The organism is Verrucomicrobiia bacterium (genome assembly GCA_023953615.1).
Taxonomy (GTDB): Bacteria; Verrucomicrobiota; Verrucomicrobiia; order Limisphaerales; family JADLHS01; genus JADLHS01.
In genome coordinates this window covers 127,582-148,236 of record JAMLJH010000002.1, presented here as the reverse complement: position 1 = coordinate 148,236, position 20,655 = coordinate 127,582, and the positions used below count along the sequence as shown (strand labels likewise).

20 protein-coding genes and 1 tRNA gene are annotated in these 20,655 nt (G+C 58.3%); 10 read left to right on the top strand and 11 right to left on the bottom strand.

Features of this window, described 5'->3' with window-relative positions:
- Nucleotides 1-128 precede the first annotated feature (128 nt).
- Entirely contained in the window at nt 129-935 is an 807-nt protein-coding gene (locus tag M9920_10895; GenBank protein MCO5052799.1) for an SDR family oxidoreductase, read from the top strand.
- A gap of 259 nt (nt 936-1,194) precedes the next feature.
- Nucleotides 1,195-3,267 carry a polysaccharide lyase family protein gene (locus M9920_10890; protein ID MCO5052798.1) on the top strand — a complete coding sequence of 691 codons (2,073 nt, stop codon included), beginning with the start codon at nt 1,195-1,197 and terminating at the stop codon, nt 3,265-3,267.
- Between the two features lie 108 nt (nt 3,268-3,375).
- On the opposite strand, the gene M9920_10885 is transcribed toward M9920_10890, so the two are convergent.
- The 4 genes from M9920_10885 to M9920_10870 form a co-directional block, all read right to left on the bottom strand.
- Nucleotides 3,376-5,574, bottom strand: coding sequence for a discoidin domain-containing protein (locus M9920_10885; protein ID MCO5052797.1), 2,199 nt, complete (start codon nt 5,572-5,574; stop codon nt 3,376-3,378).
- A gap of 188 nt (nt 5,575-5,762) precedes the next feature.
- The gene (folE2, locus tag M9920_10880) at nt 5,763-6,572 is read right to left on the bottom strand and encodes a GTP cyclohydrolase FolE2 (protein ID MCO5052796.1); all 810 of its coding nucleotides are present in this window, start codon (nt 6,570-6,572) and stop codon (nt 5,763-5,765) included.
- A 379-nt stretch (nt 6,573-6,951) separates the two neighbouring features.
- A complete protein-coding gene (locus M9920_10875) occupies nt 6,952-7,392 on the bottom strand; it encodes a hypothetical protein (protein MCO5052795.1) in 441 nt (146 codons plus the stop codon).
- A 411-nt stretch (nt 7,393-7,803) separates the two neighbouring features.
- Complete coding sequence (locus tag M9920_10870) at nt 7,804-8,157, bottom strand: hypothetical protein (GenBank protein MCO5052794.1); 354 nt, start codon at nt 8,155-8,157, stop codon at nt 7,804-7,806.
- Between the two features lie 95 nt (nt 8,158-8,252).
- Here M9920_10870 and purB point away from each other — a divergent pair, with 95 nt between their 5' ends.
- On the top strand, nt 8,253-9,587 hold the full coding sequence (gene purB, locus M9920_10865; GenBank protein ID MCO5052793.1) for an adenylosuccinate lyase: 1,335 nt from the start codon (nt 8,253-8,255) through the stop codon (nt 9,585-9,587).
- A gap of 260 nt (nt 9,588-9,847) precedes the next feature.
- On the opposite strand, the gene M9920_10860 is transcribed toward purB, so the two are convergent.
- Both M9920_10860 and M9920_10855 read right to left on the bottom strand, forming a co-directional pair.
- Nucleotides 9,848-11,245 carry a hypothetical protein gene (locus M9920_10860; GenBank protein MCO5052792.1) on the bottom strand — a complete coding sequence of 466 codons (1,398 nt, stop codon included), beginning with the start codon at nt 11,243-11,245 and terminating at the stop codon, nt 9,848-9,850.
- A gap of 144 nt (nt 11,246-11,389) precedes the next feature.
- Nucleotides 11,390-11,466 (bottom strand) — tRNA-Arg (locus tag M9920_10855).
- 188 nt (nt 11,467-11,654) lie between these two features.
- Between M9920_10855 and M9920_10850 the strand changes: the two genes are divergently transcribed.
- The 5 genes from M9920_10850 (at nt 11,655) to panB (ending at nt 15,245) form a co-directional block, all read left to right on the top strand.
- Nucleotides 11,655-12,311, top strand: coding sequence for a porin family protein (locus M9920_10850; protein ID MCO5052791.1), 657 nt, complete (start codon nt 11,655-11,657; stop codon nt 12,309-12,311).
- A 49-nt stretch (nt 12,312-12,360) separates the two neighbouring features.
- Nucleotides 12,361-13,161 carry a thiazole synthase gene (locus M9920_10845; GenBank protein MCO5052790.1) on the top strand — a complete coding sequence of 267 codons (801 nt, stop codon included), beginning with the start codon at nt 12,361-12,363 and terminating at the stop codon, nt 13,159-13,161.
- Nucleotides 13,158-14,174: a D-glycero-beta-D-manno-heptose-7-phosphate kinase gene (gene rfaE1 / locus M9920_10840; protein MCO5052789.1), complete on the top strand. Its 1,017-nt coding sequence runs from the start codon at nt 13,158-13,160 to the stop codon at nt 14,172-14,174. Before M9920_10845 ends, rfaE1 begins: the two co-directional genes overlap by 4 nt.
- Nucleotides 14,171-14,344 carry a hypothetical protein gene (locus M9920_10835; protein MCO5052788.1) on the top strand — a complete coding sequence of 58 codons (174 nt, stop codon included), beginning with the start codon at nt 14,171-14,173 and terminating at the stop codon, nt 14,342-14,344. Before rfaE1 ends, M9920_10835 begins: the two co-directional genes overlap by 4 nt.
- Before the next feature lie 175 nt (nt 14,345-14,519).
- Complete coding sequence (gene panB / locus M9920_10830) at nt 14,520-15,245, top strand: 3-methyl-2-oxobutanoate hydroxymethyltransferase (protein ID MCO5052787.1); 726 nt, start codon at nt 14,520-14,522, stop codon at nt 15,243-15,245.
- Between the two features lie 7 nt (nt 15,246-15,252).
- Here the strand turns inward: panB and M9920_10825 are convergent, their stop codons facing one another.
- From M9920_10825 to M9920_10810, 4 genes are all read right to left on the bottom strand, one after another.
- Nucleotides 15,253-15,624, bottom strand: coding sequence for a (2Fe-2S) ferredoxin domain-containing protein (locus tag M9920_10825; GenBank protein MCO5052786.1), 372 nt, complete (start codon nt 15,622-15,624; stop codon nt 15,253-15,255).
- 20 nt (nt 15,625-15,644) lie between these two features.
- A complete protein-coding gene (locus M9920_10820) occupies nt 15,645-16,841 on the bottom strand; it encodes a 2-oxo acid dehydrogenase subunit E2 (protein ID MCO5052785.1) in 1,197 nt (398 codons plus the stop codon).
- Nucleotides 16,842-16,960: 119 nt separating this feature from the next.
- On the bottom strand, nt 16,961-17,926 hold the full coding sequence (locus M9920_10815) for an alpha-ketoacid dehydrogenase subunit beta (GenBank protein MCO5052784.1): 966 nt from the start codon (nt 17,924-17,926) through the stop codon (nt 16,961-16,963).
- Nucleotides 17,923-18,963, bottom strand: coding sequence for a thiamine pyrophosphate-dependent dehydrogenase E1 component subunit alpha (locus M9920_10810; GenBank protein ID MCO5052783.1), 1,041 nt, complete (start codon nt 18,961-18,963; stop codon nt 17,923-17,925). The genes M9920_10815 and M9920_10810 overlap by 4 nt, the downstream gene beginning before the upstream one ends.
- 670 nt (nt 18,964-19,633) lie before the next feature.
- On the opposite strand from M9920_10810, the gene M9920_10805 reads away from it, so the two are divergent.
- Entirely contained in the window at nt 19,634-19,798 is a 165-nt protein-coding gene (locus M9920_10805) for a hypothetical protein (GenBank protein MCO5052782.1), read from the top strand.
- Nucleotides 19,799-19,897: 99 nt separating this feature from the next.
- On the opposite strand, the gene M9920_10800 is transcribed toward M9920_10805, so the two are convergent.
- Entirely contained in the window at nt 19,898-20,233 is a 336-nt protein-coding gene (locus M9920_10800) for a YegP family protein (protein MCO5052781.1), read from the bottom strand.
- A gap of 133 nt (nt 20,234-20,366) precedes the next feature.
- On the opposite strand from M9920_10800, the gene M9920_10795 reads away from it, so the two are divergent.
- Nucleotides 20,367-20,600, top strand: coding sequence for a hypothetical protein (locus M9920_10795; protein ID MCO5052780.1), 234 nt, complete (start codon nt 20,367-20,369; stop codon nt 20,598-20,600).
- Nucleotides 20,601-20,655 lie beyond the last annotated feature (55 nt).

Genomic DNA, 20,655 nt, shown 5'->3' with positions numbered 1-20,655 from the left:
CGATTTAGCGAAACGGGCTGACGGACGTTCCACTTGCCCTGTGGTTGGAAGCGAGTTAAAGCGACGGCGATTCGCCTCAATAACTGCTCGCGCGGTCGGGCGGGAGTGTTTCATACTCACGTCTGGCTATGAAACTGTTCGATCTCACTGGGGAAGTTGCCGTGGTCATCGGCGGAACGGGCGTGCTGGGTGGTGCTTTGGCGGAAGGATTCGCCAAAGCGGGAGCGAAAGTCGCCGTTTTGGGTCGAAACGAAGCGCGCGGCACGGCGCGCGTGGCCGCCATTCAAGCCCATGGTGGAACGGCGGCGTTTTTCGCGGTGGACGCAGAGTCACGTTGCGGCCTGGCCGAAGCGCATGAACAACTTGAGGCCCGGCTCGGCGCACCGACGATTCTGCTCAATGCGGCCGGTGGCAATGATCCCAAAGTCACCGTCACCTCGGAGCATCCGTTCGAATCCATTCAACTGACCGATTGGCAGGCCAGCTTTGATTTGAATCTGGCGGGCGGAGTGTTGTTGCCCTGTCAGGAATTTGGTCCAGCGATGTGCCGGCGGAGCCGGGGCAGCATCATCAATATCGCCAGCGTGTCGGCGCATCTGCCGCTGTCGCGCGTCGCGGCTTATTCCGCAGCCAAAGCGGCAGTAATCAGCCTGACCAAATTTCTGGCGCGCGAATGGGCGACACAAGGCGTGCGGGTCAATTCCATTACGCCCGGATTCTTCCCCGCCGAACAAAACCGCCGGCTGCTGTTCAACGCGGACGGCTCACCCACTGCGCGCACCCAGGCCATTTGGGGTCACACGCCCATGCACCGCTTTGGTGAGGCGCAGGAACTGGTCGGTGCGGCGGTTTTTCTGGCGAGCCATGCCGCGAGCAGTTTCGTGACGGGCGCGGATATTTGTGTGGACGGCGGTTTTTTGAGCCAAACGATTTGATCGCGCGGCGTCGCAAGCACCGCAGTTCACGGCGGAGTATTTCTTGGGAGGAGCGCGTCCTCCGTAAATCATCTCTCACAATTTGCCCTCTCATCAAGATTACTTGGCAACCTGACGCCCCATGTAATCTGGTGCTTGTGACGATTCAACTTGAATCAAACCGCGCACCTGCAAACAATGGTGCTGAATCATTTCAGCCCGAGGTCGGGCGACTGCGAGATGGGTTCGAGACGTTGGGTCGCCTGCGGGTTTTTCATTGATGACTAAAAACACGGCAACATGGATTTTAAGCGCAGTGATGGTGGGGAGCACGATGACCTGCACCAGCCAGGCCCAAATTTCCGGCCCGGCGGTCGTGCAACTGCGCGAAACCGAGTTCACCTATTTCCTCGATAACAACCAATTGCAGGTGCGCATCGAAAAGGCGTCCGGCGAAGTGGCCTCGATCCGTTACCAAGGTCGTGAAATTCTGCTGCCACCGCACCCGGGCCGCGCGGCCGGAGCCGGCTGGTTCAACGCGGGACCGGCGCTTGGCGGTCCGCTCAAATCGGCGAGCGTGACGATTTCGCCGCAAAGCAACCAGGGCAAACGCGCCGAGGTGGCGATTCGTTTTTACAATGCGCCCGGCGCGCCCACCACTCCGCTGGACGTGGAGTTGCGTTACGCGTTGGGTCAGGGCGAAAGCTCCTTGTACACCTACGCCATCTGGACGCACAAGACCAACGCGCCCGCCGGCAGCGTTTCGGAAGCAGGATTCGCCGCGCGATTGAACCCGGAAATGTTCGATTACCTCACGGTCAACGCCAAACGCCGCCGGCAGATGCCCACCGGTGACGATTGGGATGTCGGGACGCCGTTGAATCCCGTGGAAGCGCGACGACTGACCACGGGACTTCATCGGGGCGAGGTGGAATACAAATACGATTACGCCGCACCACTTTACGAGCTGCCCGCCTATGGCTGGTCCAGCACGAAACAGCAAATCGGCCTGTGGTTCATCAATCCGAGTTTTGAATATCTGGCGGGCGGCCCGACGAAAGTGGAGCTGACCGGTTATCTCGATACCAACCCCGGCGGCACGCCCACCCTGGTCAATTTATGGCTCGGTAATCATTACGGGGGCAGTTCGCTCGTGGTGGGTGAAAACGAAAATTGGACCAAAATCATCGGACCGTTTGCCATCTATTGTAACAGCGGTTCAACGCCCGAAGTGATGTGGCTGGACGCACTGCATCGCGCCCGGTTTGAAGTGGGTAGTTGGCCTTACGAATGGGTGACCAACACGATTTATCCAGCCGACGAAGAGCGCAGCATGATCAGCGGGCAAATCCAGGTCAAAGACCCGCTCGATCCGCAATTGCAGATCAGCAATCTGTGGGTCGGTCTGACCGCTCCAGATTATGTGCCGCCGCGACTAAAAGGTCCGACGGCGGAAGCGGATTCCGCCAACGAGTCCGCAACGGAAATTTCAACAACCGGCACGCCGACACTGCGCGGCGGTTTTCCCAACGAAGTGGATTGGCAACGCGACGGAAAGTCTTATCAGTTTTGGATCGCGGCCAACCCCAACGGAAAATTTGCCATCCCCAACGTCCGCCCTGGACATTACCGGTTGCGCGCCATTGCGGACGGGGTCATCGGCGAATTCGTTTACTCGAACGTCGTCGTAGCCACGAGCCAATCCACAAACCTGGGCGTCCAAACGTGGACGCCGCAACGCCAGGGCCGCACGCTGTGGCAGATTGGCGTGCCCGACCGCACTGCGCGCGAATTTCGTCACGGCGATCATTATTGGCAATGGGGTCTTTACCTCGATTACCCCAAAGAGTTTCCCAATGACGTGGATTACATCATCGGCCGCAGCGATTGGCGGAAGGATTGGAACTACGTCCAGCCACCGCGCATTCTGAGCACCAACCTGCCGCCCGTCAGCGATGAAAGCGAACCCACGGTGGATCTGGCGCAATACATTCGCGTCAGCAGTCGCGAAGTTGAGCCGACCACCTGGACCATTCGCTTCGGCCTGTCGCAGTCACCCCAGGGCAAAGCGACGTTGCGTCTCGCCTTTTGCGGCACGAGTTCGGGCTGCCGCGTGGAAGCCTTCGTCAACGAAGAGTCCATTGGCGACACGGGGCTGTTGCCTTCCACAGGGGCAATGCAGCGCGACGGCATCCGCGCCTTCTGGGTGGAACGCCCGCTCACCTTCGACGCCAGCCTGCTGCAAACCGGAGTCAACGTGATTCAGTTAAAGTCGCACGCCACCAGTTGGACTCAGGGCGTGATGTATGACGTCGTCCGACTGGAACTGGACGAACCGGTTGCGGGACATTGAAATAAAGCCGTCGAAAGGCGGCGAAAGGAGAAATAAAAACCGGGTTGGCTCTCGTGTGGTTTTCTCGTTGTGAAAGAACTCTCGCCCTGCCGCGAAGGCGGGATTGGGTTACGGCGGAAAAATTTCGAGTGGGTTTCGACCGTAAATTTCCACGTCCGCAATTCGAGCAATGGTGTCCAATCCAGGATGATCAATAAGGATGCGAGCGTATTGCGCGGTGACGAGCGGGAACTCGATGTCGGTGACGTTGGCCGTGTTGCTGACGCAGGTGTCCACCGTGGTCCAATGCTGGCCGTCCGCGCTGACTTGGAAACGGTAGTCGCGCGTGTTCAAGCTCTGGCTCATTCCCGTGTCGCCCGCGTGGCGAATGACGTAACGGCTGAGGTTGTAGCGCGCGCCGAAATTAAAGGTCAGCGAACGGATGCCGGGAGCGGCGGAGGTCCAGAGGGTGTACGGCGTTCCATCGCGGGCCAGGCTCGCGTCGCTGCCACCGTCGTTCCCCACCACGGTTGTCTGCGTGGCCATCGTGAGATTGAAGGGCAGATCGTTGGCCTGGTTGAACAGATTGAAGTAATGATCGGCCCGGACGAACTCAAGTTTCCCGGGATACCGCGCGTTTAATTCGTTGCACAGGGCAACAATCCGGTTCGGCTTCAGTTCGCCCCAGATGCTGACTTGGGCCGAGAGAAAAAGCGGAGCGCTGCCGTTCCACGCGTTGATTGGTTTGGCGAGCGTATCGCGGAGCGCCGCGTAGGTGCTGGCGTAGGCGGTGAGCAACCGATCAAAGCGCAGCCGGCCATTTTCAACACTGGGAGCAACCGTTGCCGAACCGGAGAACCGTTGTACCGTGGCGCCGTATAGATTGCGCCCATGCTTCTCGTACGCCGCGCGATTCATCGCCGTGGCGTCGTCCCACACCGTCAACACTCGAAGACCGGCGCGTTGCAGATAGGTCTCGGTGAGGCGCGTGTAAGCCGCCGCCGTCGTCGGGTCAGTGAGATAAACGCCGGTCGGCGCGCCGTTTTCATTCAACGTGTTCACCGGCATGATGTAGCCCATGCCGGACGGCCCGGCGACGAAGCAGTCCTGGGTGGTGGCGGTGGTGTAATAGTAATTCAACAACGCCGGACCGAGGTCAACCATCCCGGGCGCGATGGTCCAGTTCAGAGGATAGATGCCGCGACTGGAAGCGCTTTGATCCCAAATTTTTCGCAGGGCGCGCTGCACGTATTGCGCGTTGTCGCCATCGCTGAGGAACAGGCAGACGTAGATTTTCTTTTCCAGCGCGGGGCGGGTGGGAACGGCGGGAACGCGGAGCCGATGATCGGTACCGCCATAAACGCTGCCGCTGATGTAAAAATCGGAGGGAATCGTGCCGATGCCGTAGGCCGTGGCGGTGACGATTCCGGAGCGCTCTGTGGTGTACCAGCCCAGCACGATGGCTTCTCCCGGCGTCATATCGGCGAGAAATTTTTGGAGCACCGCCCGCTCGGAATGACTCGTCGTGGAAAGCCAAACCACGGCGCCGCCGGTGGCCGCCGCGAGATCCCGAGTGTGATGCAAATCACCGTTATCACTGGGCTTGGCGCTGACGATCAGCCGATGGTTACACTGCGGCCAATAAGTGTCGTAGAGGTAATTGTAAATGTTCACTGCTGTCGTGTAGTTCAGGCCGGTCAAATCCGCCACCACCGGAAGCCGAATTCCCTGCTCGGCGAGCGCGGCGTGGAGAGCGGGGGTGACCGGAATCGCGTTGTTCAGCCCGGCTACCGTGCTGGCGAGATTGCGGTAATGAACGCTGAGCGCCGGATCGTAGAGCACCACACCGGCAATCTGATTCGTATATTTGGCGATCAAGTTGTAGCGGGTTGCGTGGTCGTAAAGGATCCGATCGGTGAAGCCTACGAGCGCCGTATCCGCCCAGGTGTAAGTTCCCTCGTCCGCGCGGCGATCAAGGAGGTAAATGTGTGGTTTGGTTCTATTCACCAGTCCTTGTAACGCCGAAAAGGTGATCGCTTCATCCGGACTGAGGTCCTGGACTAAAATCGTGTCGAGCGGAGCAGCCGGTGTCGCAAACGTCGGCAACGCCTGACCGCGAGGCCACGAAATTCCGGCCACAAGATTGGAAACCTGGGGATAAGAAGCGTAGCGATTCATTCCGGCGACCGCGCGGACCGACAGCGCGAACGTCGCCGCCAAAATCGCGATTCCAAACCAGAGTCCGGACCACCGGTCGCACCGATAAAATAATCGCCAATCGAAATACATGGAAGTTCGCCTAAAATGCTGAATGACGGCCGGCATCATAATTCCGAACGCAGCCGGGTCAACCTCTCCATTGCCTCCGCAGACAGAAATCGAAAAGCGATTGGAATTATTTCTTTGCCGGATCAGTGCGCGCCGATGAGAGCTGAAATCGGCTAATTACACCAAGCGGAAGACCAGTCGGCCCGCCGCCTCCAGACTTACGACTTTAGACCGCGAACTGAGTCAACTCAGCTCTTCTCAATACAAGCGTAAGCGTTGTGATTGTGAATGCTTTCCTGGTTCTCCGCCTCGACGCGATACCAGGTGATGTCGGAGTGCGCCTTCAATTTGACGACGATATTCCGCACCAAGTCCTCGACGAAAACCGGGTTCTCGTACGCGCGCTCCGTCACGGCCTTTTCGTCCACGCGCTTGAGCAATGTGTAAAGTTCCGAGCTGGCCGAGCTTTCAATCATGCTGATGATGTCCTCGATCCACACCGGCTTTTTGAACCGAACCTGCACCGTGACTTCGCCGCGTTGGTTGTGCGCGCCATACTTGGCAATCGCCTTCGAGCACGGGCACAACGTGGTGACGTTCGCCTTCACCGTCAGCACAAAGTCAATGTCGTCGCCCGTCGCGGTCGCATCGAATCGCGCCACGTAGTCCATCAAACTTTCCTTGCCCGACGCCGGCGCGCGTTTGGACAAAAAATACGGAAATTCCAGTTCGATCCGCGACGTGGTGGCGTGCAGGTTTTTTTGCAACGCGAACAAAATTTCCGCGATGTTTGCCACGTAAATGATGTCGCCATGCGCGTTCAACACCTCGACGAACCGGCTCATGTGCGTGCCCTTGAATTCCTTGGGCAGGTCCACAAATAATCCAATGGTCGCGACCGTGTTCTGGACGGCGCGCGCCTTGTCCCGCACCTGGATGGGAAAACGCAGCCGGCGCACGCCCACCTTGTCAATGCGCAGTTGGCGGTGATCCCGCTCGCTTTGTTTGTCCGTTAATGGAGTCCGCTTTCCGGCTTTGGTTTTGTTGGTTCGTCCCATGTTCCAGATTAGCAAGTGCCCGGGCTTTTGCAAAAAGCAATTCATCCGCCGCGCTGTTCAAGACGTTGCGCTCCGGCTGAGCGCACTGACCGCAGCTCCGTCAGGAGCGGAATCTTTGTAGAACGACATGCCCAAGAAACCGCAAGCCCTGGCGGGGCGGCATATTTCGCTCCAGACAGCGCTGGTTTATTATGGTTGGACGGTATTCTACAAATATGCCGCGCCTGACGGCGCTCGATTTTGGGATAACTGCTTGCGACCGAACTCGTCAAAAGACAAACGCCTTCGAAATGCGAACTCAGCCCAGCCGTTCCTTGCCAACGCCGGGCTGAATGATTTAACCGCTTGACGAGTGGTCATCGCTGTTGTGGGATTATGACTACGAAACGTTTTGAAGAATTTTCGTACGCACACCCCAACTCACCGGGATGTGAAGTCGTGACCAAGATGCCACACGCAGCCAGCTATTTTCGACGGGCCGCTCTAAATTCGCCTTCAGAGCAACGCCGCTACGCCAATACTCAACAATCCGATATTCGCCAGAAAGCAATCCACAGACTGCTTCCGCAAAACGGCCGCAAACTTCAGACTTACGACAGGGATACCATTCACACCAAAAACTGCCTGCATTAAGGTGAAGCTCATCACAATTTTGAAGATTGATGCTGACAGAAAATATCAAACCTTCCTGTTCTGGAATCTCAAGCATCGTCCCAACGTGCGGATGTTCTGCAATTAATTCGGTGCGCAACGTTGGAAATCGCGCCCGGATGATTGAAACAACCCCCATAAATTTTTCGCATTCCATGTTTCGCGTCATCAGAGGCGTAAAATTTTAACTTCGTTGTTCAGCGCCTTGCCCGGTTCTGACTCTACGCCTTTCAAACTTTTTTTCCAACCGCTTTCCCGCGCGCACTTCCGCCAAGGGCCAAGCTTGGACTGCGGTGGCAAGGCGATAGCCGCGACACCGCTTTCGAGCGGGCGGAAGATTTGCGAATTTCCAATAACCTCCGTGGATGCGAAAGCGGCGTGGCGCTGCGCTTCCCGCCGCAGTCCAACACGTCGCGCTCTAATTCACGCACTGACCGCAGCGCCGTCAGGAGCGGAATCTTTGTAGAACGACATGCTCAAGAAACCGCAAGCCCTGGCGGGGCGGCATATTTCGCTCCAGACGGCGCTCGAAGAAAATCAGTCAGGGTTGGCCGCTGGCGGGTGCGGAATTTAGCGTTTGTCATTTTCCAAAAAATCTTTGGAAAAAGCCTCCTCTTGAGCCACCCAGCGACATGATGACGAAATGATCGCCCACAAGATGCCCGCACTTTTCGTCATGTTTGAAGCCAACAATGGCTTGTGCGACTTTCAATGGAATCTCAAAAATAAAATCAACCCCAGCGTCATCACCACCTTCGGCTATTTGGGCTCGTTCCATTGCCTTTTGGATTGCTGGAAACGATTCGGGCAGTTCGCCATCAATGGAAAGACCTTTTGGCCCGTTTTCACCCTCATGTGACAACCACCACTTTCGTTTTCCCCCAGACCACAACTCCACTGAACTGGCCATTATATGTTCTTCAACCAAACACATGATTGGATATTACAGATCATCGTGATTATTTCTAGCCGCTTTATCACCCACACTTCCGCCTTTTTAATTTTACCTTTTTCATTTTTAATTTGTGGATGATTACGCGTTATTCCCGCCCCGAAATGCGGGCCATCTGGACCGACGAAAATAAACTCAAGCTCTGGCTACAGATCGAACTGCTCGCCAGCGAAGCCCTCGTCAAGGAAGGCATCGTGCCCGCCAAGGATTTCCAGAAGATCAAAGCCGGTTGCGATAAATGGTTCGCCGACCTGCCCGGCCTCGTCGCCCGACAGAAAGAATTGGAAAAGACGCTCAACCACGACGTCATCGGCTTCACCACCGCCGTCGCCGAGGCCATCAACGATAAAGCGAGCCGCTGGTTTCATTTCGGTCTCACCAGCAGTGACGTGGGCGACACCTGCTACGCCGTGCAGATGGTTCAAAGCATGGACATATTGATGGCCGACGTGGCAAACCTTTTGGAAGTTATTGAGCGCCGCGCCAAGGAGCACAAATTCACGCCTTGCATCGGTCGGAGTCATGGTATCCACGCCGAGCCGACCACCTTCGGCTTAAAACTCCTGCTGATGCACAACGAATTTGGTCGAGCATTCACCCGACTGCTTACGACCAAGAATGCGGTCGCGTGGGGTAAACTTTCCGGCGCAGTTGGCACGAGTGCGCATTTGTCACCGCGCGTTGAGGCTTACGTTTGCAAGAAACTCGGTTTGCTTCCCTGTCCCATCGCAACGCAGGTTGTTCCACGCGACATTCACGCCGAGTTTATGAACACCATTGCCCTTGTCGGCGCGAGCATCGAACGGTGGGCGGTGGAGTTCCGCCATCTGCAACGCACTGAAGTGCTCGAAGTCGAAGAACCGTTCACCAAAGGTCAGAAAGGTTCGAGCGCCATGCCGCACAAGCGTAATCCCATCACCTGGGAACGGCTCACCGGCCTCGCGCGCGTGTTGCGCGGCAACGCCGTCGCGGCGCTGGAGAACGTCGCTCTCTGGCACGAGCGTGACATTAGCCACAGCAGCGTCGAGCGCATCATCTTCCCGGATAGTTGCACGTTGCTCGATTACATGTTCGGTCTGCTCACCCGGCTGATGGACGGCTTGAACGTGTATCCCGAAAACATGAAGAAGAACCTCGGCCTGTCACTCGGCATGTGGAACAGCCAGACCGTGCTGTTGGCGCTCATCCGCAAAGGTCTGACCCGCGAAGCCGCCTACAAACGCGTGCAGGATGCCGCGATGAAAACGTGGGAAGTCAAACATGCGGGCCGCGACGACGCGGATTTTCTGGAAGTGCTGAAAGCCACACCGGAAGTGGCCAAACATTTTAAGAAAGGCGAACTGGAAAAGCTTTGCTCGTTGGATTTCCATTTCAAAGAAGTGAACAACCGATTTAAGAAGTTGGGGCTGTAACCACGAATGGGCACAAACGGGCTGAAAGCCCGATAGATGACCGCACTGGAACAAAGCTGCCTTGATGAGGCTTAAATTCGAGCCACCGCCGCCGCGACACCGGCGGCTGGGTAACGGACTTGGCCAGATCCGCCGCGACCAAATTCATTTTGAAGCAGAATAAACATTGGCAGCTAACTCCGGCTCTGCACGCAAATGATTTTCCCGCCCGGCCCGGCACTGGGCGATGTCGCCGCACTCCGCGAATCGCGGGATGACGCTCATTGCGGCACGTCGAGCAAGTTGCGCATGCCGCCCATCAATACGGCTTCAACCTCGGGAGCGACATTGGAGGCCTCGGGACCCGTTTCGTAACCACCTTCATCGTAAGCCTTGGCGGTACCGATATACCCGGCGCCGTAATCGCCGTAGGCGGCCATGGCTACAAATAAATCCGGGCGCATGGCCTTGGCCGCAAGCTGATATTCCACAAACAATTCGCCGGGCATGTGGAGTACGCGCGCGGCTCCCAGGCTCAGGCAGCCCAGATTGATCTGGTGGCCCGCCTGACAACGACGCAACCAGGCCAGGCGCGAAGCATCGCCCGAACTTGCCAGCTTGGGATCGCGGTCTTTCAATCGGGTTTCGAGCTGTTCCCGCGAGAGATGTCGGGCGGGCGGCAAGACGACGCCGACGGACCTCCAGCTCACTTCGTCCGCCGTAATGGGCGTGCGCTTGGTGTTCTCCCAGGCGCGGCGCATTCCATCGGCCAGGCGTTGTGCGAGCAGCCCCCGGTTCACACGCGAGCCGTCATTGTATTTACCCGCGGCGATGTTGCCCCCGGCGCCATCGAAATGGACGTGGAGCGCTTCCGGCACGGCCAACTGGCGGTAGAATCGCGCGATCCCCGGAAAGTCAGGATTGGGAATTCCAGTGCGATAATAACTCTGCGGATGCGTGGCATAATAACTCAACACCGCGACGGGATGATCGCCATTCCAGAAACTCACCAGGGAAAGTTCCGGATCAATCACACCCTCCGGCTCCGCCCGAACCTGCGCATCCGTCGTGGCCGACCAGCGCACCGCGCGCACCTTGCCATCGGGACCGTGAATGCGGCGATTGGAAGCCACGCGCTCGACCTGCGCCCGGCCCAAACCCAGTTCGGTGACTGGTTGCGTGTGAGTCAAAGCCGCTCGCGCCGCCGCGGCGAGATTGGCAATCACCTGCCGTTGGAAACTGCCTTCGTTTTGCCGGGGATCAAGCCCCGCCTCTTTGAGAATACGTTCGGCGGAAAAATCGCAATCCGGCGCGTCGTGCTGATGCAGGACGTGAACGGAAACGCGTTCGGGCGTCGTCCCCACCGCCTGCGCCAAAGCCGAGCAGAACGCGTCGTGCCCCTCATTGGCAATACCGATCCAGTCCACCGCGCAGAGGACAATCGGCTGGTCGGCGCCGAGCAACACGATGCCTCGAGCGCGCAGGGTCAGATCCCAATCGTTGGTCACCGGATCGTACGCCAGCAATGATCCAACCGCGGGCGTGGCATTGACGTCGAACGTGGCGATGCGCAAACCCAAATTTTGATTGGCGACCTCGGCGGCTTCCTCCGCGCGCAGTCCCGGAGTTATTGCCAACAGCAACGCCACCCCCGGCACCACAAAAATAGATTTGAACATGAGCGCAGACTAAAGGCGCAGGGGTAGAGAAATCAAGTCGCCGCATGACCGCACCGCGCTTGAACCGAACCCCCCTGCGAGCAGCAAGGCGAGCCAGGCATATTATGGAGTGTGCGAACCAGATTAAGCGCGTTTGACTAAAATTGGTGCACCCATGAGGAGTTGAACCTCAAACCTGCTGATCCGTAGTCAGCCGCTCTATCCAATTGAGCTATGGGTGCGCTCAAGGGATACGCAGGCTAGAGAATCCAGCCCGGCGCTGACAAGCCATTTCACAACCACATGCGACTGCCGCGTGCGAGTTGTTCCCTCCTCCGGGCCAATTCAGTTTGAACCCAAAATCTTCCGAACAAATTGCAACCGCCCGCGTCCAACCTCGAAAAAAGGATTTATGCAAATTACCCGTTCAATGATTGCCGTAGCCGCACTGGCCGCGCTCATCTGGTTCCCTTCAGCCGGCTTCGCCGAACAAAATCAGTTTTATTTCCGGGCGGATTTGGGCGGCAGCAAGGCGCGTGATGTCCAGTTGCGCGAGTTTTTCGGTCAACCCATTGTGCCAGGCAGCAAAATTAAATTGGACCCCGGCCTGCGTGGCGGCCTGTGCGGTGGCTACGGCTTGACCGACTGGCTCGATGCCGAGGCAGAGGTGGGACTGAACTCCTACCACATTGATTCCGTCACCGGTGCGACCCGGGCTGATGGCACGCTGGCCAATGTTCCATTCTTCCTGAACGCGCGGCTGCATCTGCCGGACACGTATCATTTCAGTCCGTACGTTGGCGCGGGTTTCGGCATCTCCAGCACCATTCTCACCGGTGACAATGTCATGATTGGCGGCACGATTTTCGACGGCACCTCCGCCGACGCGGTCTTCGCCTATCAAGCGTTCGCCGGTTTGCGGTTTGCCCTCAATGACCGTATGGGACTCAGCCTGGAATACCACTACTTCCACGGTGAGAAAGCCAGCCTGTCCGCCGACGTGGTTTTTGGGGTTCTCTCGGATCGGTTGCAATTGGGACGGACGGAATCACACAGCGTTTCCATCGCGTTCGATTTCCATTTCTGAAAGTGCTCACGGCTCGACAAACCGCCGCAATCCGCACAGATTGAGGCGTATGTCGCTGTCGAACCGACCGCTCGTTATTGCTGACCGAACCTTCCGATCGCGCCTGATTCTTGGGACGGGAAAATTTTCCGCTCCGGAGGCGATGCGCGATGCGCTGGCGGCCAGCGGCGCGGAAATGGTGACCGTGGCTTTGCGCCGCGCGGACTTGTCCGGTCGCAAAGACCCGTTTGCCAACATTCTGGAATTTATTGATCCGGACCAATATCTGTTGCTTCCCAACACCAGCGGCGCCATGAACGCCGCCGAGGCGGTGCGCCTCGCCAAGCTCGCTGTCGCCGCCGGCCTGCCGAAATGGGTGAAACTCGAAATCCATCCCGACCCGCGCTATCTGCTGCCCGATCCGATTGAAACTTTCAAAGCCGCGGAAATTCTGGTGCAGGACGGCTTCACGGTGTTGCCCTATATCAACGCCGATCCGGTGCTGGCAAAGCGCTTGCAAGAAGTTGGTTGCGCCACCGTGATGCCGCTCGGCTCGCCCATCGGCTCGAATCGCGGCATCCAAACCCGCGATCAAATCCGCATCATCATTGAACAGGCCACCGTTCCCGTCGTGGTGGACGCCGGGCTGGGCGCGCCGAGCCACGCGGCGGCAGCGATGGAAATGGGCGCGGACGCCGTGCTGGTGAACACCGCCATTGCCGTCGCCAACGATCCGAACCGCATGGCCGTGGCGTTCAAAACGGCGGTGGAAGCCGGACGCGCCGCGTATGAAGTTGAGCTGGCGCCACCGTCGCAATTCGCCAGTCCCACCAGTCCACTCATGGCGTTCCTCGACTGCTCCAACTCATGAATCCATTGAAACTCCCCGTCGCACGGGTCAAAAAATTGCTCACTGCGGCGCGACACAGCCGCATCCTCGTCATCGGCGATGTCATGCTGGATCAATTCATCTGGGGCAGCGTCACGCGCATTTCGCCGGAAGCGCCAGTGCCGATCGTGGATTTTCAACAGGAAAGCTTCATGCCGGGCGGCGCGGCGAACGTGGCGCGCAACCTCAGCGCGTTGCAGGCGAAAGCAGAGCTTTTCGGTATCGTGGGTACGGATGCGGCGGCGGGTTCGCTGCAAGCCCTGCTCAAAACGCAACGGATCGGCTGCCGCGGAGTGGTCGCCACGGCGTCGCGCCAGACGGGCTTGAAAACCCGCATTGTGGCGCAAACGCAGCAAGTGGTGCGGATTGATCGCGAGTCGCGCCACGACCTTTCGGAGGCGTTGACCCAACGATTGATCACCAATCTCAAAAAGCAAATTGCCCGGGCGGACGCCATCATCGTCGGTGACTACGGCAAAGGCGTCGTGACTCAAAATCTGTTGAACGCGCTCAAACCGTTGTGCCGCGCGCACGGTCTGTGGCTGAGTCTCGATCCGAAACCGATTCATCAACTCCAGCTGAATGATCTTTCGTTGCTCACGCCGAACCGGCGCGAGGCTTTCGAGTTGGCCAACCTGACCGACGCCACCCGCGGCAATGATCCGCTTACCGATAAAAATTTACTGCAAGCGGCAGCGACGTTGTTGCGCGAGCTGCGTCCGGCCGTACTGCTCATCACGCTCGGCGAACTCGGCATGTTGCTGTGTCAACGCGGTCACCCGCCAATTCACATCCCGACCGTCGCGCAGGAAGTTTTCGACGTGTCCGGCGCGGGCGACACGGTGATTGCCACGTTCACGCTGGCCATCGCAACTGGCGCTTTGCCCCTGGAAGCGGCCATTCTTGCCAATCACGCGGCGGGAATCGTGGTTGGCAAAGTCGGCACCGCCACGGCCAGTCCGGAGGAATTAATGAAAAGTTTCAGCCACGGATGAAAGTATCTGAAGCGCAAATCAAAGAACGATTAGCGGTTTGGGAATCACTCTCCGAGTTTTTCCTCGATACCAAACTAGACACGCAAGATTATGAACGTATTGCCAAACGACTGGCGGCAACGCAATTCACTGAAACAGAAATCCCAGAATCAGAAGGACGGCAAGATTGAAATGGCTGCTCAAGTTAAGACACGGCTGGATGTATGGCAGACATTGGAATAAAGTTCGCAAGCTGATTGCTGAAGTTAGAGCCACATAGATTTATGTGTCTGAATCCGTGTTCATCTGTGTTTATCCGTGGTTAAAATGAGTTTCCCAAAAGTCACCCCTGATTCCATTCGCGCGATGAAAATTCGCCGCGAAAAAATCGCCGCGCTCACCGCGTACGATTTTCCGACGGCGAAGTTACTCGACGAATGTGGCGTTCCTTTCCTGCTCGTGGGCGATTCCCTCGGCATGGTGGTGCTGGGTTATCCCGACACCACGCGGGTGACGATGGAAGAAATGCTGCACCACACCCGCGCCGCCACGCGGGCCAAACCCAACGCCTTGATCGGCGCCGACCTGCCCTTCCGCGCTTACGACACGCCGGAACAGGCATTGGCCAACGCGCAAAAACTCGTCGTTGCCGGAGCGGAGTTTGTGAAAGCCGAGGGCGGCCGGGAAATTCTGCCGCAAATCAAAGCCATTCTCGACGCGGGCATCCCGTTTGTCGGCCATCTCGGCATGTTGCCGCAACACCTGCTCGAAGAAGGCGGCAAGTATCACATCAAAGGCCGCGACGCAGCGGGCCGGGCCAAACTGCTTGATGACGCGGCGGCGCTGGCCGAAGCGGGCGCGTTTGCGGTGGTGTTGGAACTGGTGACTCCCGACGTGGCCAAGGAGATTACGGAAAAATTTCCGTTTGCCACCATCGGCATCGGCTCGGGCCCGGATTGCGACGGGCAGATTCTCGTCACGCCGGATTTGATCGGCACCTTTCCGTGGTTCACGCCGAAATTTGTGCAGCCGGAATTAAATGCCGCCGTACAAATCCGCGCCGCCATCGGACGTTGGAAGGCTTCGTTGTAAGCCGGATTCAATCGGAAGACTGCAACGCGTTCACCGCAAAGGTGAATTCTTTAACGGGACGACCTGCGATTAAATGCTCCTGGATGATGCGCTCCAAAACCTCCGGAGTGCAGGAGTGATACCAGACGCCTTCGGGATAAACGACCGCGATCGGTCCGCGCTGACAGACGCGGAGACAATTGGCTTTGGTGCGATAGACCATGGCTTGCGGCCCGACCAAGTTCAGCTCCTTGAGACGGCGTTTGAGAAATTCCCAGGCCGCCACCCCTGACTCCCGGGCGCAACAATTGGGAATCGTCGGATCGGCGCAAAGAAAAATATGGCGTTGAATGCTCCCGAGTCCCAGTTGCGCGGCCTGGGCTTGTAATTCGCGATCCACCGGCTCCTTGAGGTTCGTAATCAAAGCTCGTTCGGATGCATCATCAAATGCGTGACCCGGGCCAGCAACCGCCCCGCCGCGCCGCCATCCAACACGCGATGATCAAAGCTCAACGTCAGGTGCGCTTCGGTCACGGGCACAAAGGTTTCATTCGACTCATCCCAACGCATCGCTTTGCGGCCCGCGCCCATGCCCAGCAACAAGGTTTGCTCCGGCAACGGAATGGGCGTGCCCACCGTCAAACCGAACGTGCCGTAATTTGTGATCGTGGCGATGGACCCTCCCGTCGCGCCCGCCGGTAGTTTGCGCGCCCGCGCCAACCGCACCAATTCATCGTATTGTGCGATCAAGGCCAGCAACCGCGTTCGATCCGCATTCCGAATCACCGGCACCAACACGCCATCCTCCGCTTCCACCGCGAAGCCCACGTCAATGGCCGAGGGATGCACAATCTTGTTCCCCACCAGGCGTCCGGCGGGAGCGCTGTTCTCCGCCAACGCCAGCGCCAGCGCGCGCAAGCCGTACAAGGTCGGCCCGGGTTTCGTCGCCTGGGCTTTGCGGTGCGTCAGCAAAGGGTCCATGTTGACGGGCATTCCCACCGTCGCCAGCGGGCGCGTCCAACTCCGACGCATCGCATCCGCCACCGCGACGCGCATGGAGGACGCGGGCGTGATTTTATGCTGCTCCAGACTGGCGATATACTTTTCAAAATCCTCGATCGTCACCCGGCCCGCAGCGCCGCTGCCGGCCACACCGGACAAATCAGCGGCGTGCAACCCGAGTTCCTGCATGCGCGCTTTCAATCGAGGCGAAAGATAACCCGCACCGGCGGCATGAGTCGGCACCGGCAAACCACGGATCGTTGGCTCCACCCGGGCGGACGAAGTCTGCGTTTCCTCCACGCGGTCCGGCGGCAGTTCCGCACTGGCGCTGGTCAATTGCGCCGTATCCAAACCCGACTTGGCCGCATCCTCCCGGGTGGCTTCAATTTGCCCCAACACCGCGCCCACCGCATAGCTCTGCCCCAATTGCACTTGAAAATTAACCACCGTGCCGCGCACCGGCGCGACGACGTTCATACTCGCCTTGTTTGTCTCAACCTCGATGACATCTTGATCGGCTTCGACCGGATCACCGGGTTTGACCAGATAGCTCACGATGGTGGCTTCGGCGATGGATTCACCGAGCTGCGGCATGATGATGGGCACTTGCGGCATTTAATCTTCTCCAGTTTCAGATTTCCAACTTGCGACGAATTCCAACCCGGGAGCGACCGCGGAACGCAGTCCGAGACCCGGGCCGCCGGAGCGCGCGAGATGAACACCTGTTTCCTTCATTAGCTTTGCAAAACTTTGCGCGCCGCCATGGCAATCGTGCGCGCGGTTGGACGATGAGCCGACCAGAGATTGGGATGATACGGGATTGGCGTGTCCTTGGCATTAAGCCGGCGCGGCGGCGCGTCGAGCAAATCAAAACCTTCGCAAACCACGCGTGACACCACCTCCGCCGTCACCCCGCCCCAGGGAAAGGCCTCGCCCACGCACAACAACCGGCCCGTGCGCGCAACGCTGGCCATGACGGTATCGGTATCCAGCGGCTTCACCGCGCGCAAATCCACCACTTCCACCTCCCAGCCTTCACCGCGTAATTCATCCGCCGCCGCCAGCGATTCATGCACCATGGCGCTGTAGGTGACCAGCGTCAGATCCCGGCCCGCCCGCGCAATGCGAGCTTTGTTGGCGGGCAACGCCTCCGTGGGCAACGCGTCCGCCTTGAGATGATAATAAAGCAGTTTGTGCTCACAGAAGATGACCGGATCATCAATGGCCACCGCCTCAAGCAACATGCTGTAAGCATCCTCCACCGTGGCCGGAGTCAACACCACCAATCCGGGATAATGCGAATAGATGGTCTCCAACATCTGGCTGTGAAACGGGCCGCTCCCCATCGTGCCGCCGCACGGCAGTCGCACCGTCAACGGACAGGAAACATTGGTCCGCCAAAACATGGTGGCGGCCTGATTGACGATCTGATTAAACGCGATGGTGGAAAAATCGGCAAACTGCATCTCCAAAATGGGCCGCATCCCTTCGAGCGCCGCGCCAATCGCCAATCCGGCCATGGCGTCTTCGCTGATGGGCGAATCCAAAACGCGCCCGGGAAATTGTTGCGCCAATCCTTTGGTCGCCTTGAACGCGCCCCCAAACGCGCCGACGTCCTGTCCGTAAATGAACACGCGCGGATCGTCCGCCAGCGCGCGCGCCTGGGCCTCCCGAATGGCTTCCAAATAGGTGATGCTCATCGTTCGGTTGCGCCGCCTTCCACCAGATATTGACTCGACAAGGCGGACCAATAATTGGCGCTGAAGGGATCAGGACCAGGTTCGCGCTGGGCCGTGACCACGGCGGCCTCGACCTGCTGCACCGCCTCCGCCCGCCACTGTTCCAACTGCGCGGCATCCACCCAGCCTTGTTGGAGCACAAACTTCTCCGCCAGTTTGAGGCAATCCTGGCCCAGATCGGACGCCTTCAATTCCGCGCCGATATAATGCGCGTCGTCATGTTCACCGTGACCGCACAAGCGCAGCAGCCGGGCGAGCACCAGTTGCGGACCTTGATCCGCCCGGGCCTTGGCGACGGCCTGGCCCACCACTCTCAAACAAGCCTCGAGATCGGTGCCGTCCACTTCGTAACCCGCCACCCCGTAACCCGCCGCCCGATCCAGCAGTGAGTTGCACGCAAATTGCCGTTGAGTCGGAGTGGAATAAGCAAACTGGTTGTTGGCCACCACCATGACCAGCGGCAATTTCTCCACCGCCGCCTGGTTTAACGCCTCATGAAAAGATCCGGTGGAAGTTGCGCCTTCGCCGCAGGAAGCCACGCCGACCGTGCCTTTGACGCCCCGCAGGCGGCGCGCGAACAGCCCGCCGTTCACCACTGAAATCATTGCGCCCAAGTGACTGATCATCGCCAGCAATCCGCTTTGCGGACGCCCGCGATGCACGTTGCCGTCCCGCCCGCGCATCGGCCCCAACGCGGAACCGAAATAAGTTCGGGCGGCATCCAGGATCGGTTCGTTAAACGCCAGGCGCCCGGCCAGGTCCCGAATCAATGGCGCAAAAATATCGCCGGGGCGCAAATGAACGCCAATGGAGACACTCAACGCCTCCTGCCCGCGCCCAAGGAAGACTCCCCCCATGATCTTACCCGCGCGATAGAGGCTCGCGAATTTTTCGTCCAATACCCGCGAGAGCAGCATGAACCGAAACGCTTTCAGATAAAATTCACATTCGGCTCCCGCCGCGGCGCTGATGGAAGGTTCCACTGCTGACTGAACCATGTGATGATGCTACGATGTCGGCTCAAACCGGTGCAATGTTTCTTTCACCCTTCCGCACTTCTCATCCCGTCTCAAACTGGCCGCGCGAGGTCAATTATGCCGATGGTTAATGAGCATTCGTATCCGAACTACTCTACGAAGCACGGCGGCTTACAAGAGCGGCTAAGGGGAAGAAAGCGGGAGGCGCTTAGCCGGAACGATGCAGTTGGTCCAGGTGGAACGGCCAACTTGGCCGTTCTGGGCGGCAACCTGCCGCCCAGTCGAGCGCATGGAGATCGCACCCCATTGGATTCGCACGTCTTCGTACCGCTATGATCGTGCCAGTGCGACTGGGGAGCACACACGTCTCGCGTGTGCTGGCGGGCGTCTCGCCCGACAGAATTCGCACCAGCTTGGGCTGATCCACATCATCTGACGTTCGACGCGAGACGCGTCGAACCTGCACCCGAGACGGGTGCGCTCCCCAACCCATGACCTCGTTTTCGTGAAGCTCGTAAAAGCGCGTGGCATTTGGTCACAACGAAAGTTCGGTCTGTGATTAGAACGCGCGGAGCAATTGTCGGTGCCGGAGACGTCATCGCCCAGACCCGGCTGCCGGGCTTCATACCACAGTGCCCCGCCTTCCAGTTCCTGATCGGCTTACGGCTTTGAGGTAAAGAACGTCGCCCAGGTGGTGCTGCGCAGCGACCTTGCCACCATCGAACCAGCAAAGCTTTCCCTGATGCCGGTCGGTTTTGAATCCGCGCTCCGACCGCAGGAGATGGCGGATCTGATCCGCTGGTTGCGCGCGCCCGAGGAGGTTAAAAAACAAAGCACGTCCGAGGACGTGCCGTGAGGTTTCAACCATCGCCCCGCCGATAACCGCGGCCGGGCGATGGTCGTTTGACTTTCGCTGATCCATTCCGACCGCCACGATTGGCGGCCGCAACTTTCATCAAGCCTCCACTTCAACCACTTTTTCGGAGGGGCTGTTGGTGATCACCGAGGCGATGCCATTGTCCCGCGCCGCTTCGGAAGAATACATTTCGCTCTTGCCGATGACCTGACCATTGGTGGCTTTCAAGACAAAATAAGGTTCGCCCTTCACGGAAACCTTCTTTTCAAAGGAGGCTTCGACCGGCCCGTTTTTGCGGACGGAAGCGATGCCGTTCAGCGCGGCGTCCTTGGACTCATAAACTTCACTGGTCAGAATGACCTCGTGATTCCCCGCCTTGAGATTGAACATGGGTTTGCCCGTCGTGGTTTTCTTCAATTCGTAATATCCATTCATGGTTCGAGTTATTTTTTCAGTGTTTGGTTGTCGTGTTTTTCTGCATTCACCTGGGAGTTCCCCAGACCTGTATGGAGAAGCGGGCCAACCGGCCCCCATCAAACCGCAAGATACGAAACGCAGAACCGGTCCGATGAATACCACATTTTACCGGCGGTTGAAAATGATATTCCACGCCCAGCACAGGCGACAAAATCATTCAGCGGATCTGTCCAACCCAAGCGAAGTTGTGAAGCAAAGCATTCATGCCGCGGCAATTGCTTTCATTCGACAACGAAGTGGATATTCCACCGAAGGAGAAGAACGCAGTTTTTGCCTTGAGATGCGGCGCAAGGTGGAAGGAATTTTGGAAAGACTTGAAAAATAGCGGATTGAAACTTGCCGACCGGTGCAGTCTGCACCGCCAAAGCTGCGGAGCAGCG

What these genes read in the sequence shown, in the direction of transcription:
- M9920_10895 (MCO5052799.1), top strand. Translation starts at nt 129, where the DNA reads ATGAAACTGTTCGATCTCACTGGGGAAGTTGCCGTGGTCATCGGCGGA.
- M9920_10890 (MCO5052798.1), top strand. Translation starts at nt 1,195, where the DNA reads ATGACTAAAAACACGGCAACATGGATTTTAAGCGCAGTGATGGTGGGG.
- M9920_10885 (MCO5052797.1), bottom strand. Translation starts at nt 5,574, where the DNA reads ATGATGCCGGCCGTCATTCAGCATTTTAGGCGAACTTCCATGTATTTC.
- folE2 (MCO5052796.1), bottom strand. Translation starts at nt 6,572, where the DNA reads ATGGGACGAACCAACAAAACCAAAGCCGGAAAGCGGACTCCATTAACG.
- M9920_10875 (MCO5052795.1), bottom strand. Translation starts at nt 7,392, where the DNA reads ATGACGCGAAACATGGAATGCGAAAAATTTATGGGGGTTGTTTCAATC.
- M9920_10870 (MCO5052794.1), bottom strand. Translation starts at nt 8,157, where the DNA reads ATGTGTTTGGTTGAAGAACATATAATGGCCAGTTCAGTGGAGTTGTGG.
- purB (MCO5052793.1), top strand. Translation starts at nt 8,253, where the DNA reads ATGATTACGCGTTATTCCCGCCCCGAAATGCGGGCCATCTGGACCGAC.
- M9920_10860 (MCO5052792.1), bottom strand. Translation starts at nt 11,245, where the DNA reads ATGTTCAAATCTATTTTTGTGGTGCCGGGGGTGGCGTTGCTGTTGGCA.
- M9920_10850 (MCO5052791.1), top strand. Translation starts at nt 11,655, where the DNA reads ATGATTGCCGTAGCCGCACTGGCCGCGCTCATCTGGTTCCCTTCAGCC.
- M9920_10845 (MCO5052790.1), top strand. Translation starts at nt 12,361, where the DNA reads ATGTCGCTGTCGAACCGACCGCTCGTTATTGCTGACCGAACCTTCCGA.
- rfaE1 (MCO5052789.1), top strand. Translation starts at nt 13,158, where the DNA reads ATGAATCCATTGAAACTCCCCGTCGCACGGGTCAAAAAATTGCTCACT.
- M9920_10835 (MCO5052788.1), top strand. Translation starts at nt 14,171, where the DNA reads ATGAAAGTATCTGAAGCGCAAATCAAAGAACGATTAGCGGTTTGGGAA.
- panB (MCO5052787.1), top strand. Translation starts at nt 14,520, where the DNA reads ATGAAAATTCGCCGCGAAAAAATCGCCGCGCTCACCGCGTACGATTTT.
- M9920_10820 (MCO5052785.1), bottom strand. Translation starts at nt 16,841, where the DNA reads ATGCCGCAAGTGCCCATCATCATGCCGCAGCTCGGTGAATCCATCGCC.
- M9920_10815 (MCO5052784.1), bottom strand. Translation starts at nt 17,926, where the DNA reads ATGAGCATCACCTATTTGGAAGCCATTCGGGAGGCCCAGGCGCGCGCG.
- M9920_10810 (MCO5052783.1), bottom strand. Translation starts at nt 18,963, where the DNA reads ATGGTTCAGTCAGCAGTGGAACCTTCCATCAGCGCCGCGGCGGGAGCC.
- M9920_10800 (MCO5052781.1), bottom strand. Translation starts at nt 20,233, where the DNA reads ATGAATGGATATTACGAATTGAAGAAAACCACGACGGGCAAACCCATG.
- M9920_10795 (MCO5052780.1), top strand. Translation starts at nt 20,367, where the DNA reads ATGAATACCACATTTTACCGGCGGTTGAAAATGATATTCCACGCCCAG.